Annotated in this window: 13 protein-coding genes and 1 pseudogene; 2 read left to right on the top strand and 12 right to left on the bottom strand. The window is 36.1% G+C overall.

The window, feature by feature from the left end; translation table 11 throughout:
- Positions 1-120: 120 nt before the first annotated feature.
- The 9 genes from R4Z09_RS02550 to R4Z09_RS02510 all read right to left on the bottom strand — a co-directional run bounded on the left by R4Z09_RS02550 (position 121) and on the right by R4Z09_RS02510 (position 9,893).
- Complete coding sequence (locus R4Z09_RS02550; RefSeq protein WP_338450837.1) at positions 121-1,587, bottom strand: glycosyltransferase family 39 protein; 1,467 nt, start codon at positions 1,585-1,587, stop codon at positions 121-123.
- A 95-nt stretch (positions 1,588-1,682) separates the two neighbouring features.
- Complete coding sequence (locus R4Z09_RS02545; protein ID WP_338450836.1) at positions 1,683-2,612, bottom strand: FTR1 family iron permease; 930 nt, start codon at positions 2,610-2,612, stop codon at positions 1,683-1,685.
- Positions 2,613-2,647: 35 nt separating this feature from the next.
- On the bottom strand, positions 2,648-3,412 hold the full coding sequence (locus tag R4Z09_RS02540) for a hypothetical protein (RefSeq protein WP_338450835.1): 765 nt from the start codon (positions 3,410-3,412) through the stop codon (positions 2,648-2,650).
- Positions 3,413-3,464: 52 nt separating this feature from the next.
- Positions 3,465-4,262 carry a glycosyltransferase family 2 protein gene (locus R4Z09_RS02535; RefSeq protein ID WP_338450834.1) on the bottom strand — a complete coding sequence of 266 codons (798 nt, stop codon included), beginning with the start codon at positions 4,260-4,262 and terminating at the stop codon, positions 3,465-3,467.
- A gap of 2 nt (positions 4,263-4,264) precedes the next feature.
- Positions 4,265-5,725: an ectonucleotide pyrophosphatase/phosphodiesterase gene (locus R4Z09_RS02530; protein WP_338450833.1), complete on the bottom strand. Its 1,461-nt coding sequence runs from the start codon at positions 5,723-5,725 to the stop codon at positions 4,265-4,267.
- On the bottom strand, positions 5,722-6,609 hold the full coding sequence (locus R4Z09_RS02525; RefSeq protein WP_338453184.1) for a lysylphosphatidylglycerol synthase transmembrane domain-containing protein: 888 nt from the start codon (positions 6,607-6,609) through the stop codon (positions 5,722-5,724). The genes R4Z09_RS02530 and R4Z09_RS02525 overlap by 4 nt, the downstream gene beginning before the upstream one ends.
- A 31-nt stretch (positions 6,610-6,640) precedes the next feature.
- Positions 6,641-7,591, bottom strand: coding sequence for an NAD-dependent epimerase/dehydratase family protein (locus tag R4Z09_RS02520; RefSeq protein ID WP_338450832.1), 951 nt, complete (start codon positions 7,589-7,591; stop codon positions 6,641-6,643).
- A gap of 107 nt (positions 7,592-7,698) precedes the next feature.
- Positions 7,699-8,883 (bottom strand): hypothetical protein, encoded by a 1,185-nt coding sequence (locus R4Z09_RS02515; RefSeq protein WP_422392241.1) that lies wholly within the window; start codon positions 8,881-8,883, stop codon positions 7,699-7,701.
- 299 nt (positions 8,884-9,182) lie between these two features.
- Complete coding sequence (locus R4Z09_RS02510; RefSeq protein ID WP_338453182.1) at positions 9,183-9,893, bottom strand: DUF5068 domain-containing protein; 711 nt, start codon at positions 9,891-9,893, stop codon at positions 9,183-9,185.
- Between the two features lie 272 nt (positions 9,894-10,165).
- On the opposite strand from R4Z09_RS02510, the gene R4Z09_RS02505 reads away from it, so the two are divergent.
- Positions 10,166-11,269 (top strand): sn-glycerol-3-phosphate ABC transporter ATP-binding protein UgpC, encoded by a 1,104-nt coding sequence (locus R4Z09_RS02505; protein ID WP_338450831.1) that lies wholly within the window; start codon positions 10,166-10,168, stop codon positions 11,267-11,269.
- Positions 11,270-11,408: 139 nt separating this feature from the next.
- Here R4Z09_RS02505 and R4Z09_RS02500 read toward each other — a convergent pair whose 3' ends face one another.
- From R4Z09_RS02500 to R4Z09_RS02490, 3 genes and pseudogenes are all read right to left on the bottom strand, one after another.
- Complete coding sequence (locus R4Z09_RS02500) at positions 11,409-12,185, bottom strand: AraC family transcriptional regulator (RefSeq protein WP_338450830.1); 777 nt, start codon at positions 12,183-12,185, stop codon at positions 11,409-11,411.
- A 23-nt stretch (positions 12,186-12,208) separates the two neighbouring features.
- Positions 12,209-12,784 (bottom strand): annotated as a pseudogene (locus R4Z09_RS02495) (LysE family translocator).
- A 99-nt stretch (positions 12,785-12,883) separates the two neighbouring features.
- Positions 12,884-14,182 (bottom strand): globin-coupled sensor protein, encoded by a 1,299-nt coding sequence (locus tag R4Z09_RS02490; protein WP_338450829.1) that lies wholly within the window; start codon positions 14,180-14,182, stop codon positions 12,884-12,886.
- 383 nt (positions 14,183-14,565) lie between these two features.
- On the opposite strand from R4Z09_RS02490, the gene deoD reads away from it, so the two are divergent.
- On the top strand, positions 14,566-15,270 hold the full coding sequence (gene deoD / locus R4Z09_RS02485) for a purine-nucleoside phosphorylase (RefSeq protein WP_338450828.1): 705 nt from the start codon (positions 14,566-14,568) through the stop codon (positions 15,268-15,270).
- Positions 15,271-15,324 lie beyond the last annotated feature (54 nt).

The raw sequence follows: 15,324 nt of genomic DNA, 5'->3' as shown, positions 1-15,324 counted from the left end.
CTTTTACAAGGTCTTAGTAATCCATATTGCGTAGCGGTCCAAGTTCAAGGTCAAACTTTTTAGATACCAAACTCAACATGAAGTCCATAAATTTCTCTTTCTTGTTCCCAGTTTTTTAAGTTATTCTACCCATTCATACAACGTAATCTCATGATAAACAGGATCATAAATCGGATTGGATTGAAACGTTTTAACTTTTTTTATTTTGTCTGAAAGATCAATCCCTTGTTCCAAAAATCCTTCAACTACCTTATTTGTCACATAGATTTGATGGTTTTCGTAGTAAGTCATATCATGCAAGAAAACCTCGTATGTCATAATCCTTTTATGAGGAATTGAAACATTAAGGTAGTCTAAAACCCTTGTTTCTTCCCAGGTATAAAGAATAGAGTTTTTCTCCATTTTTTGTGTGTATTGTGCCAATTGATAACTAGCAGGTAGATGCGTAGCTTGCTCATTAATCATTTGAATCGATTTATTCGAATAAGAAATAAGCAAAACTACACAGACAATGGTTATAATTGTATGAGAAAATTTCTTTAGGATTGTCACGAATACAATAAAAAGAATAAACAAGACAACAGGAACAATATGCCGAGGCTTCTCTATATTTTGCGCCAAAAGAGCCCAAATAAAATAACTTAGGGCCATTACATAAGCGAGAGAAAGGGTTTTTAAGCTCCATTTAAATTTAGATAAACTTAGTAGAATAAATACAATCATGATAACAGCAATCAAAATGGATAACGATGAAAGTCCATGAAAAAAAAGATTTTTGAAAAGCAATGTGAACAACCGATCAAAAACAGATTGATTGCTTGAGACTGCTGTATTCCCCCAATCATTGAAATGGCCGCTTGTGAAAGCAAGCGCAAGCTTCACAAATCCTTGAATACTTCCTTCTGAAAAAATAAGGCCGCCTACCCATATGAGTTGAAAAAGTATTGCCATCACAATTCGCATACTGAGCTGCCTTAGTGTATATTCTTTTTGATTCCACTTTTTCCAGAACAAATAAATAAGTCCGACACCAAATGGTAAATAGGACAGACGAATTCCCAGTAGCACACTAAAAAGAACGAGTGGCAGCAAATCCTCGCGAAGGCCATTTTTTTGAAGGGCCCTCTCAATGCTCCAAAAATACCACCATAAGGCAGCTAAGCCTGCGCCTTCAGACATCGGTTGGTTTACGGTTATAAGCACATAAGAGGAGGAGTATATAATGGCAGTGATTAAGAAACTGAATGTCTTTGGAATATACCCTCTCGCTAGCTTATAGATTGGAAAGACGGAACTAAAATAAAAAAGGATATTAAATACGGTTAATGCAGCCGTTTTATCACCTAGAAATTGATGAATAAATAATCCCCCAAGAATAAAGTAAGGGTAGCCGGGAAAATGAGGCTGCATGGACAAGATATCGAATCGTTCAAGAGCCAGTGAATAATCAACTTGATCCCAAGTGGCTGCAAATGCATTAATATGCCTTAATTGGGATAACAATAAAATGAATATGGACGCCATACTTGTTAAGATAATAATTTTGTGATACCAATTAACTATTTTATGTCTATGTTTACTCTCCATATGACCACCATTCTACGCTTTGAAGCTAGACCACTCCATATTTATTTTCTACGAAAAAAGTACAAGGAAATTCCTTGTACTTTTCATATATATACTTATCTTTTTTGATTGCTTACTACAGTTTTTAAATCTTTCATCTCTTCTTTACTGCTTTGTTTTTGATTGTCAGATGTTCGGAAGGAAGTTAATAAATAGATTCCGGCAAAATAGCCAAGATAGGCAATGACTTCCTCTATAGATGGCATTGATGCGTAGCCAAACAATGCTTTTAAAAAGATTCCAATTTCCCCTGATAAGAGAGGTGCGGTACCATGATCACGCAGATAATGATCATAATCAATCGGATGCTCCGGAAGGAACCAAGTCAAATCGTATAGATGCGGTATGATACTCCCGATAATCTCTAAATCTTGCATCATGGAGATGGCTTGTACCAATAAACCAGCAGCAATTAAAATGATAAACGCCCCAGTGACTCTGAAAAAAGTCTTAAGTGATATTTTCATTGTTCCTTTAAAGAATAGGTAAGAGACAATCACCGCAATGATGACACCGGTAATGGCTCCCCATCCTTGCATCGCAGCACCAATATTTCCACCCGTAATCGCAGCAAAGAAAAAGACGGTTTCAATCCCTTCCCTAAGGACAACTAAGAAAGAGTGAATGACCATTCCAACAACATTTCCTGTTGAAATGAATTTACTCATTTTGTCTTCCGTATTTCCTTTTAAGTCCCTGCTATGACTTGCCATCCAAAATACCATTTGCGTCAATAGGAGAGCAGAAATAATCATAATACCTATTTTTAAGTACATTTCGCTGACCATGGCCGCAAAGCCTGTGAACACAAGCTGAAATAACATGGCAGCTCCTACACTTGCCAACACGGCAAGTCCGGCACCTAGCCAAACGTATTTTGTGTATTTCTTGTTATTGGTTCTTTTCAAATAAGTCGTGATAATTCCTACAATCAGTAATGCTTCTAGTACCTCACGAAATGTAATTAACAGTGCTTGTATTTCCATTAAATTTCACCTCTCCCCTATTGAAAAAAAAAACTTTATTTCTTTGCTTTCCTTTTTCGTAATGCTACAAAAACGACAGCTATAATAACGGCGACTATGATAATGATTGGTATCCAATTTCGAAGATTAGATAAATCGGTCCAATCTTTATTACCTGTAGCTTTTTCCTTTTCTGTGGCACTTTCAGAAAAATGACCTACTTCTAAACTTTTTATATTAAATTCCGCTTGAAGCCTTGAAAGAATTGTCTCTTTACTTGCCTTAAATCCCTCTAAGTCTGCTTCTTTTTGCCCCACACCAAAAAGTCCAGGATTTCCCAATGATTCTAAAGCTTTATCAAATTCTGCTTTGATTTCTTTATCAAGATCTGGGTTCTTTGCTTCAACTTTTGGAGACAGTGCTTCATAGGTGGCAAACCCCTTTGCCAACAATCTCTTACTCGTATCAAACTCCGAAAAATTATTTTCGACGTTTTCTAAACGCCGAGCAATATTTAATACTAGAAGCTCATCCATATTTTCAATCGTTTGTTCCTTATCTTTATCCTCTATATTTTGGAGAATAATGTTAGATGGATCTGGTCCCATATGCATGTCTACTTCTTCTTTTACGGTTTCATAATGTTTTCGTGCTGTACTAAAGTCTGGAGGATTTTTATCTAATTCAATTAACATTTCTTTGTATGCTTCAGCTAATTCTTCCTTATTTGGATCACCATATGTATAAGCATTAGCTGTAATAGAAAACAAATGAGTAAACAGAAATATGACTGTTAAAGATAAAAGCATTTGTTTTTTCATAAATTACTCCTCCTATCGTCAATGATAATGATTATCATTATTCATGTCAATGTTATTTTGCCATAAGAAGCTCTTTTTTGTAAGTATTTTCACTTAAATCAGACTTATCTAACATTTCTGGGTTGCATACATTTTTTTTAATATCAATTTTGTTAACCTTTCGATTCCACTCCTTCCATATTGCGGGAAGTACTGACGATAGATATCCTCTAAACGTGATAAAAGATGTCCCAGTTGAACGGACTTGATATGGAATGGGTACTTCCTTCACTCGAAACCCTTTTCTAACGAGGTTTAACGTCAGAACCTGTGCATAGTTATAGTCATGAATAATCTCAGCATGCTGAAGGGCTTGTTTAGTAAAAGCCCTCATTCCAGATTGTCCGTCATAAATCCATTTCCTGAGCAACAAGCTCTGAAGAAAGGTGAAACAATAGTTTCCTAAACGGCGATGAAGTTTCATCCCCTTTATCGTACCCAAAAAACGAGACCCCATTGTATAGTCGGCCTCACCTTGGAAAATGGGCTGCAATAGTCTAGGAATGTGATCAGCAGGATATTCGCCATCTGCATCAATCATTACCCCAATGTCTGCACCCCTTTGGAAGCACTCATGTAACCCAGCCCGAACCGCTGCACCAAGTCCCTGGTTTTTCGTAAAACTGACAATATAGTCTGCACCAGCTTTTTTTGAAACTTCAACGGTTCGATCACTTGAACCGTCATTGATGACTAATACTTTCACACTAACTTTGTGATGAAAATCTCTCGGAATTTTTCTAATCACGTTACCGATAGATTTCTCTTCGTTATAGGCAGGTAAAAACACAATCACTTTAAGTTTATCCATAATCAAATCTCATCCTTCTTTTCAATGGCATTTATTAAAACCTTTCCTCTACTGTGACTAGGAAAAGGCGCGCCCAGCAAATGAGCTAATGTAGGAGCTAAAGAGACAAGGCTGTGTTTTTCCTCCACTTTCTTTCCTTTTGCAATATTCGGCCCATGAATAAAGAAGGGGACATATCTTTCTCCTTCATCTAAATGGCCATGACCACCGATCCCATCCGCCTGACCGTGATCTGCACAAATAAAAAGAGTCGTATTGTCCATTTTCCCCTCTTCTGTAAGCCAATCAACAAAGTCTTTAATGAGACGGTCTGCTTCGTGAATTTTTTGCAGGTATTCATCGTAGAGCACACCACGACTATGACCTGTTTGGTCCGTCGCAATCATTTGGACAATAAATAAATCCGGATCCTGTTCCTTCATAATTTTCTTTGCCCGTTCCATAATAGCAGAATCTACCTGGTCATTATGCATAACTGCCGTAAAGGTTTCAACGTCGCTCCCCATCGAGTCAACCAGATGGGCACATCCGAACAACCTCCCTTTTTTGCCAACCTTCCGCAACGAATCAAAAATACTCTCTACTTTAATCCCCAGCTTCCAAACCATATTGGAGTGAATTCCATGCTCCATCGGATAGGTTCCAGTAAACATCGAAGAAAAACAGACAACGGTTCTCGCTGGATAGACGGTTTCCATGTTCATGTATTCTGTACCATTATCCTTCAAATAATCAAGAAATGGGGTATCCGCTTCATAAAAACGTTCCTTGCGCATACCATCAATGACAATCACAATCGCTTTATCAGAAATGCTTTTTTCCGGCTTGGCAAAATGATCTCTTGTAAAGCCGCTATACATTTTTGGCTTCCAATCAAATAGATTACGATGAAGAATATAAGCAAAAACAAGCACAAATAGATAAAAGATAACAGTTGATACTATTTCTATCGATGTGCCAGAGTCTAATTTGACAAAAAAGAATTCCCAAAGCGACAACACAAGCAAAAACTTAGGAATTTGTTCTTGAGCGTTTCCGCTAGTTGAATCACTATTTTTCATCACTAACTTCCAGAAACGAGTGAAGTTTAACCATGATGTCCCAATTCTCAAATGATAATAAAGCGTTCCCCAAAAGAATACGGTAAAAAAGAAATACAGCCCGATTGAAAAAAATAAAAGACCTATATTTGTATAATTCCAAATGATTAAATAGACCACAAACGGGACCCAAAGATAATTCCGTAAAAAAAGCGGAAAATCAAAAACATAATATAGAGCTAATAATGGGATTACATACAAAAACGCTTGTAATAATGCTAACGCAGAATCCCAATCGCTCAAAACATTAATGTGAAATAACAGCATGGTGCCGACGACAAAGATTGGTGTAAAAGGTTTCCCCTCATTTAATAAATTCCAACAGCGTGCAGCTACCTTTTCAAACTTTGATGCACTTTTCATTTTTCCCTCACTCCTCTCACTCTGCTCCAACTCAATAATGTCTTAAATGGGATGGGATATATGAATATAGCCATGACCCCTGCTGCATAGGAAAAAAAGAATTTGACAGCATGAGTTACAATAGCAATTGTGTAACCTTCTTGAATGGAAAATCCAAACAATCCTAGGGCAAAGACAAGAAAACTTTCATAGTTGGCAATTCCCCCCGGTGTTACTTGAAAAATTTGTCCTGAAACGGTAACACTGTTAGCAAAAACAGCCTCCAAAATCGATAAGTTTCCATTATAGATGATAACCGTTCCATAAAGGACAGCACATTCTAAAATCCAACTGAACGCTACAGCAATAAAGATCAGCCTGCCATTTCTCCCACTAAACGCTCTTTTACATAATTCCAACTGTCTCTTTAAAAAGGCTGGAAAAAACTGTACTACTACGACCATTGAAAGAACAAATATAATACATCCAATCATGATGAGTAGAACAGGTATTTGAAAATCTATTCCTAGGACGCAAAAACCAACTATTGAAAAAACAATTAAACAAATCATGTCAATAAGTCTGAGAACAATGACAGAATGGGCCGCATCCTCACCGCTTATACCATCCCTGGTGCTCATAATTTTCATTCTGACAAGGTCTCCCGCTTTAATGGGTAATAAATGATTAACAAATAAACTATATAAAACTCCCAATAAGCAAGTTGAAAACCTAGTTCGGCCATGTAAATACCATTTCCAGGCAAGGGCCTTCAGACAAAAAGATAATAAATATACCGTTAACATAGTCATAAGGTTGACTGGTGATTGAATAATGGCTACTATCCCGTTTAAAATCCATCTCCCATCAAAATAATAAAATGTTAGATAGAAAAAGAAAATCATAATCATAAGGGAACATAAAAACTTAATCATTTTAAAGGAAAGCTTCATTTTCCCTCGCCCACTTTACAGTTTCAGCTAAGCCTCTCTCAAAACTTATTTTCGGCCAATAACCGAATAAATCTCTTGCTTTTCGAATATCAGCCCATGTTTGTAAAACATCCCCTGTGCGAGATTTTTCCTTCCTTATTTTTATTTCAGGAAAGTATTTTTTAAATTCATCCAATAAGAAGAGCATCGATATGGGCTTACCTGAACCAATATTGATTACTTCGCTTGTATGTAATTGTGTTAACGATAAATAAATCCCATCGACAATATCATCGATAAACGTAAAATCCCTAACTCGGTCTTCACCAAAGAGGATGATTTCTTGGTTCTTAAGCAGCCTTTTTAGAAAAATGCCTATGGCCATGTCTGGACGAACCCATGGTCCATACACGGTAAAAAACCTTAAAACTTTAGTCTCAAATCCATATAAATGTCTATAGACATGACAAAAGGACTCTGCGGAATATTTGGATGCTGCATACGGCGAAATTACGTTTCCGTTAGCCATCTCTTCCTTTAATGGTCCCTCTTGGTTTCCATAAACAGATGAGGAAGAAGCAAAAATGATTTGACTTGCGTTACTTTGCCCACAGGCCTCCAACACATTGATAGTAGCTTTAATATCATAATCCACATACTCTAGTGGTCTTTCAATTGAGTAAGCCACACCAGGTAAGGCCGCTAGGTGGATCACAGCGTCAGGTGAAATGGATTGAAAAAGAGAAATCGTTTCTTCCCTATTTAAAAGATCTAATGAAAAAAATTGATCATTTCTTAATAAATCAATGGTACTCAATTGCTGCCTTTTTCTTTCAATTGAATAATATGGATGCAGACTATCGACGATCAATACTTCATGATTTTCTAACATCAGTCTTCTTGCTAGATGGCTGCCAATAAAGCCTGCACCACCCGTAATGATAATCTTCAACATAACACCTCTATCTATTTAATTGGACTTCATCATTCCAATTATAGACGTTTTATCCAAAAGGAAAAACCTTGTTTGATGACAAGGTTTCTCCCATTAGAGTAAATTGCTTATTTCGCTTGTTCGATCACATTTTGCAATGTAGCTTGGATTTCTGCTAAGATTGGCTCTCCTGCTTCCTTATCCTTAGCTTTTGCTGCTTCAAGGTATTTCTGAGCCTGTTCAGTTAATGTTTGATACTCTTGTTCACCAATGATTGCTTTAATATCATTACCAATAACATCGATAAACAACGCACCTTCTAAAGCGGTAATAGGCGACTTGTCCTCTCCCCATGCTTCGATACTTTCCGCATATTCATCTAAAGCAATTTTAGAGAAACCACGTACAAATGCTTTATTGACCGCTGCAGGATCAAGGGTTGCAACATCCGTTTCTAAATTAAACTGACTTTCAATAAAAGCGGCTTCCTCTGCGGAATGTTTATCTAAGTAGCTGAAAATAGATTGATAAAATGCCCAGCCTTCTGCTTGTTCGATTTTAGCCACTTCTGGGTTTTCTTTTGCTTCAGCAGCAGCTTTTGTTGCATATCCATTTGGAATCGCTCCAGTAGCTAGATAGAACGTCTTCATTAATGTTTTATCCACGACTTGTTTACCTAATTGGAATGCTAGCTTATCATCTGACTCGATAGCTTTTTCAATCTCTTCAAATCCTCCGGCAATGACGGAAACCATATTAGTACCATTTGCCGTATCACGTTTTTCGACAGTTGTTTGAAGGATTGCATAATATTGCTTTGCTTCATTAACTTCTTCTTTTACTTCGTCCTTATTACCCCAGTTTTCATCAATTTCAGTAAATTCATGTTTAATCGTTGTATAGAAAACCTTTTGCATTAACTTATCAAAGATTTGTCTCACAACGACAGGATCCATTGAACCTTCTTGACCAGCTTGTAGTGCCGCTGAAATATGTTGATCATTTTGTGCTTCAAACTCTGCATCTCTTTCTTGTACAAGACTTTGCAGATTTTTCGTATAAATATCGGTAACCAAACCAAAATCTACTTCTTTATCTTCTTTAGCCTTATCTAATTCTGTAATTGCTTCCTTATAAACTGAAGCAACATCAACTTTTACTTCTTCCTTCACTTCAGACTTTTTCTCAGTTTCTACTGTTTCTTGTTTCTCCTCTTTTGGCTTTTCTGCTGTTTCTTGTTCCCCACAGGCTGTTAATACAGCTGAAGCCATTATAAAGGAGGCAAAAATACCTTTTAATTCTCTCTTTTTCATCCTGTTACCCCTCTTCTGTGTTAAAAAATAATAGAATAAATAATTACTTAATTGATATTGATTTTCATTTACAATTTTGATTATATGGAGAATGATTCTCAATGTCAATAAGTATTGGGATAACTTTTGGAAATTTCGATAAATAATATAACTTTTTTAAAATAATAGAAAATAACCTGTATTTTGCGGATGATACAATAGCCCATATAAAAAGGCCTCCCAAACTGTTCAATGAACACTTGAGAAGCCTTATCTACTATGTCTTCACTCACATCGAAGGTGAAGACGAATCTATGATTCTATTCTTTTGGTAATTCAAATGTTACGGTGTAGCCTTTTGCAAGGTCTTGGTTATCCATGCTGCGTAGCGGTCCAAATTCCAGGTCAAACTTCTTATAGATTCCAAATTCATCCTTACGCAACAAGTATACTACCAGTTTTTCACCTTTTTCGCCCGGTTTAATTTCATCGACAAGCTCAGGCTCTAACTGACCAGTATTTAAGTACGTTGCTCTTGTATCATCAACGATTAATTTTGAGGATGTCCAGTATGCACTTAGTGACTCTTGTGATGTATTGTCGATAATAAACTTCATGGTAATCGCCACAATACCGCTATCACCAAAATCAACAAACGCTTCTTTGTATGCTTCTGTTGGAATCACTTCTGTATATTGAATTCCATCAAGCGTAATATTCACATCAACAAGCACTTGTGTTTGGCCAATATCTTTTTTCTCAAAAATCATCTTTTTCTCGGCCATATCTTGCGTCAACAGTTTATCCTGATAGAAATCAGGCTGACCTGCTAATTTTTCTTTCTGTTCATCACTGTATATGAAATCATAAGCGGCATCACCCTTAAATGATCCCTCGAATGAATCATTATCGGCTGCTCCGCCCGCGATCACAAATTTCGGATTTACGGTCGTTAACGACTGATATTCTTCATTTGTAAGAGCAAATGTAATAAGTCCGGTTACTTTTTCACCAGCTGCAAATTTACTAATATCTTCTTTCTGATTCTAACAGCTTTCCTTATATTTATGAGACCTACGGTGAAAAAGGTGAACTGCTTCAAGGAAATCTTGTAGTCAATGAAAACGGCGAAAATGAGATTTTATATGTTTTAAATGCACAAAGTGAATAGAGTTGAAAAAGTGATAGAAAGCTAATGAAAATGGGCGCTACCTTTTATTCATTAGCTTTTTTAAATGCGTAAATAGCCTTTAACTGTTAAATTGTTATTATAAACCTTTTACATTTAGGGGGTTCATTTAATTTGGCAGAGCTAAAGCTAGAACATATTTTTAAAATATACAACGATAAAGTAACAGCTGTAAATGATTTCAACCTTCATATTCAAGATAAGGAATTCATCGTTTTTGTCGGTCCATCCGGGTGTGGAAAGTCAACGACTCTTCGAATGATTGCCGGCCTTGAGGATATTTCCAAGGGGGATTTCTACATTGACAGTCAACGTGTGAACGATATAGCTCCTAAGGATCGTGACATTGCAATGGTCTTCCAGAACTATGCTCTTTACCCACATATGACAGTTTATGATAACATGGCTTTCGGCTTAAAACTCCGTAAATTTCCAAAGGGTGAAATTGACCACCGTGTGAAGGAAGCAGCAAAAATACTAGGGCTAGGGGAATACTTAAAGCGCAAGCCAAAGGCTCTTTCTGGCGGGCAGCGACAGCGTGTAGCTTTAGGCCGTGCAATTGTACGTGATGCCAAGGTTTTCTTAATGGACGAACCGTTATCCAATCTTGACGCAAAGCTTCGTGTACAAATGCGTACAGAAATCATCAAACTTCACCGCCGTTTGAATACAACAACGATTTATGTGACGCACGACCAAACAGAGGCAATGACGATGGCATCCCGCCTAGTTGTAATGAAGGATGGCATCATCCAACAAGTAGGTTCACCGAAAGAGGTATATGAAAAACCGGAAAATATATTTGTCGGCGGCTTTATCGGCTCCCCTGCCATGAACTTCTTTAATGGAACAGCTGAAAATGGAAAGTTTTTAATTGGAAACAAAAACATTATGATTCCTAAAGGAAAAATGAAGGTGCTTCGCGAGGAAGGGTATGCTGGAAAAGAGGTCGTTCTTGGCATTCGGCCAGAAGATTTCCATGATAAACAAATATATATCGATACTCACAAAAATACAACGATCACCATAAATGTTGATGTATCAGAATTGACAGGGGCAGAAATGATGATTTACTCCACTCTGGAAGGCCAGCCGCTTGTTGCCCGCATTGCTTCACGTGCACATATCGCACCAGGAAGCAAATTAGAACTTGCGCTGGATATTAACAAATTACATTTCTTTGATAAAAATACGGAAAAGAGAATTCCTACAGAGTGACAGATCCCGGTAGGAAAAGTGAAGGAAAGCTCTGTGAGAAAGTTGAATCCTCGCAGAACTTTTCTTTTTTGTTTTTAAATTGCACCATGTCTTTATGCTTTTCAATTTTTTAATTGGGTCGATGAACCTTTCCCCATGTTTAATTTAAATGTGATATATACTCAAATGCAGTTGTTCCATATACGCTTTTAAAGTGTTTATTTAAATGGGTTAAATCAACAAAACCACATTCAGAAACAGCTGAATAAATATCTCCACTTTTTTCAATTAACTGCTTTGCCCGTTCTACCTTGCAGTTAAGAAAGTATTGATATGGTGAAATCCCGGTATTAGCCTTAAATAATCTAATAAACTGAAATTTAGATAAATTGAGTTCGTTACATATCTCATCAAGTTTAAGCACCTTTTCTAAATTGGCATGTATCATATCCTTTGCTTTTCCAATAAGCACGTTATCTTTCTTATATTCTATTGAAAAATCCGTTTCAATAAGGCTATCTGTAAGAGATATGAGTAATTCACTACACAAAGCCTCATCTTTTTCGTTTAAAATGGCATGAGAAAGATTTAAGATACTTTGTTCAAGTCCATCATCATACACAACAGGAGTTGAAAAACGTATGATATCCTTTTTCTCCATAACCTCTAAAAGCAATTGCGGCTCTATATAAAGCATAACATAATCAAGCCCAGCCGCATCATGTGCCATTCCGTCGTGTGCCTGTTCTGGATTGAAAAGCATAACACCATTTTGATAGGATAATTGTAAATTGCCGTCCAAGTTATAATGTTGAATACCACGTAGCGTTACACCTATCGCATACTCCTGGTGACAGTGCTTTTTATATGCAAAATCAGTAATACTGGCAGATAAAGCCGTAATACCTGCTGATTTTTTATAGATAAATCTATCCATTACATTCACCTCTTTTAGCTACCTTATAACCATATCATTATACCAGAATAGGCTAAACATAACGCCATTACTACATTTACGATTCTTTCATGCTTCTGTAAAAGCTCTTTAAATATCGTACCGAAAAGTACCCATGTAATAAATGCTAAAAATCCAATAACTGTTATAGCTGCCACACTAATTGTCACTGCAGGCATCGCGGTATAGTAGGGTAAAATGAAGCTAGGAATGACAGTCATTGTAAATAGTACAACTTTTGGATTTAAAAACTGCATAAGGAATCCGGACATAAAGGTTCCCGTTTGATTTACAGTTGGCTTTGATGTATCCATTTTATAGATTTGATAAGCGAGATAAAATATATATATGCTACCGACTATCTGCATCACCATTAAAATTTTAGGTATGATTGTTATAAGCACTGTATTCAACATCGCAGAAATAATAAGTTATAATCCAAAAGCAATCGTTGCTCCATACGTATAGTGCATAGCTTTTTTTGTCCCAAAATTATGTACTGTGGATAAGATCACAATATTAGTAGGTCCTGGTGTAAAGGTAACAATAAAACAATATATTAAAAAAGATGTAATATTCATAAGAAAAGCCCCTTTCAAGATTTTCTCATATAAATATACATCTTATAGTTAATTGACTTATAGTATATTATTGCAAAAGCGGGTCGAAGGGACAGGTTCCTATGCAAGATGTGCTGCTTCATTTAACCTTTCCGTGGATTCAACAATTTTTTGTGTATCATTTCCAATCTCCGTAATGATTTCAACGAGATTCTTTATATCAGATTCTGTTTGTTGGACAGTGTCCAGATTTTCGTTTGCTGCGCTAACAATACGATCAAAGGCTTCTCTCGTCATAGCTGATTTATCTTTTCCTTTTTCAATAAGCTCCTCAACCTCCTGTAAGCTTAAGCTGACATTGTCTTTTTGTTTCGTTATTTGTTCGGTGAGTGTTTGAATGGACTCCACTGATTCTTTCGTTTGTTCTGATAGCTTTCTTACCTCATTTGCTACCACCGCAAAGCCTTTTCCATGCTCACCAGCATGAGCAGCTTCAATTGTTGCATTCAATGAAAGTAAGTTGGTTTGATTTGAAATACGTTTCACCATTTCAACCACTTCTATTATTTTTGACGATAATTCATTAAGCGAGCCTACAGCCTCTCTCATGGCCATTGTACTTTGATAGATATATTGAATTTGATCCCCTAATGATTGTAGTTGTTCTTGGCCATTTTCCGCCAGCAGCTGTGTCGCCCTTGATTTATCTGCTGTTTGTTGCCCTTGAATACTTACCAATCTGCTTTTTTGAAGCAGTTCCTCCACACCAGCACTTGTTTCTTCAGTAATGGCAACTAATGACCTGCTTGTCTCAAATATTTTATTTTTTAATTCCTCTTTTATCTTTTGAAATTCTTCTTGTTTTTTCTCGATGTTAACTTTCTCTAATGACTCAATGATTATTTGTTGATGAAAATTTAATATTTTTGAAACACTATTTGATATCTTAAAGAATTCCTCTAACTCGCAATTTGAGTGATATAAGCAGCTTAGAATATTCTGGAGTATTATTTGAAAACTAGCCACATACCATTGAGGCAAGACTCCTAACGATTGATGCCCTTTTGTGATTGTTTGAAGTCTCTTTATATAAGCATCATCATACCGGCCCTCAAAAATAATAACGATAAAAGCAGCATGAACTTGGATCCATCTGTCTTTATTTGAGTAAGTATTTACAATGTGCTTATATTCTGGAATATTACACATAGCATGATAAAAATCACCTGCAATATTTTGCGAATGGTTTTTGACAAGTTCATGAATGGTTTTAGCAATCTTCATTTCTTCTAAAGACAAGCCAAGTGCCTTAAACTGGTTAGAAATATTACTATCGGATATTGACAATAAGACGTCCTGATCGTTTGACAGATGGATCCATTTTGTTTGTTTTGGGGATCTTGATTTATAAAAATTCACTTTTCAATGCTCCTATCATTTACATATTGTTTTATACAAATAGAACATTTTGTTTTTATCATATAATTTTACTATAACAATTATAGTAGAAAACCCTTAATTCAAGATATTAAGTAATATAAGCCTAAATTATTAAATTTTTGTGAACGAAAATAATTTCAATTTCTTTTACAAACGTTCACTTACATGATATTATTTCCTTTTAGAAAAATAACACAGGGAAGAAAAGAGAATTGAATTGACCAAAGACAGCTAACATATGTCGGCATTAAAAAATATGTAATATTTTTTTCACTGTTTCCTAAAACTACTAAGTGAACATCGAAATATTCCTCTCTCGTTTCTTTTTAAATTCAAAAACATAAAATAAGGAAGTGTTATTTATGAGTACACATATTGGAGCAAAATCAGGCGATATCGCCGAAACGATTTTACTTCCAGGTGACCCTTTACGGGCAAAGTATATTGCTGAAACTTTTTTAGAGAATGTCGTTTGCTATAATGAAATTCGAAATATGCTTGGATTTACAGGTACATATAAAGGTAAAAAGGTTTCAGTGCAAGGATCAGGTATGGGGATTCCATCCATCTCCATTTATGCAACAGAATTAATGAAAGATTATAACGTTCAAAATTTAATTCGCGTAGGCACTTGCGGAGCTTTTGAAAAGAGTGTCAAGATCCGCGATGTCATTATCGCAATGAGTGCTTCAACCGACTCACAAATGAACCGAAAAATCTTTGGAACGATGGATTATGCCCCAACAGCTAATTTTGAATTATTGAAAAAGGCTTATGACATCGGCACTGAAAAAGGACTTAGTTTAAAGGTTGGAAATGTATTTAGTGCAGACATTTTCTACGATGAATATGCAGAACACGAAAAATGGGCCCAATATGGTATTTTAGCTGTAGAAATGGAAACAGCTGCCCTCTATACATTAGCAGCCAAATATGGAAGAAAAGCATTGTCCATCCTAACTGTAAGTGACCATCTTTTAACAGGCGAAGCGACTTCAGCTGAAGAAAGACAAACAACCTTTAACCAAATGATCGAGGTTGCTTTAGATACTGTCGTAAAGGAATAATGATAACAAAAAGCTAACTCTAATGATCTTAAATTAGAGTTAGCTTTTTGTTTT

Source organism: Niallia oryzisoli (genome assembly GCF_036670025.1).
GTDB lineage: Bacteria > Bacillota > Bacilli > Bacillales > Cytobacillaceae > Bacillus_BD > Bacillus_BD oryzisoli.
Note: the sequence above shows the minus strand (reverse complement) of the source record. Positions and strands in the feature narration are given on the sequence as shown.

Coding starts and splice junctions, on each gene's coding strand:
- R4Z09_RS02515 (WP_422392241.1), bottom strand. CDS start 8,883: ATGAAAAAGAGAGAATTAAAAGGTATTTTTGCCTCCTTTATAATGGCT.
- R4Z09_RS02525 (WP_338453184.1), bottom strand. CDS start 6,609: ATGATTTTCTTTTTCTATCTAACATTTTATTATTTTGATGGGAGATGG.
- R4Z09_RS02530 (WP_338450833.1), bottom strand. CDS start 5,725: ATGAAAAGTGCATCAAAGTTTGAAAAGGTAGCTGCACGCTGTTGGAAT.
- R4Z09_RS02545 (WP_338450836.1), bottom strand. CDS start 2,612: ATGGAAATACAAGCACTGTTAATTACATTTCGTGAGGTACTAGAAGCA.
- R4Z09_RS02500 (WP_338450830.1), bottom strand. CDS start 12,185: ATGGATAGATTTATCTATAAAAAATCAGCAGGTATTACGGCTTTATCT.
- R4Z09_RS02535 (WP_338450834.1), bottom strand. CDS start 4,262: ATGGATAAACTTAAAGTGATTGTGTTTTTACCTGCCTATAACGAAGAG.
- deoD (WP_338450828.1), top strand. CDS start 14,566: ATGAGTACACATATTGGAGCAAAATCAGGCGATATCGCCGAAACGATT.
- R4Z09_RS02520 (WP_338450832.1), bottom strand. CDS start 7,591: ATGTTGAAGATTATCATTACGGGTGGTGCAGGCTTTATTGGCAGCCAT.
- R4Z09_RS02540 (WP_338450835.1), bottom strand. CDS start 3,412: ATGAAAAAACAAATGCTTTTATCTTTAACAGTCATATTTCTGTTTACT.
- R4Z09_RS02550 (WP_338450837.1), bottom strand. CDS start 1,587: ATGGAGAGTAAACATAGACATAAAATAGTTAATTGGTATCACAAAATT.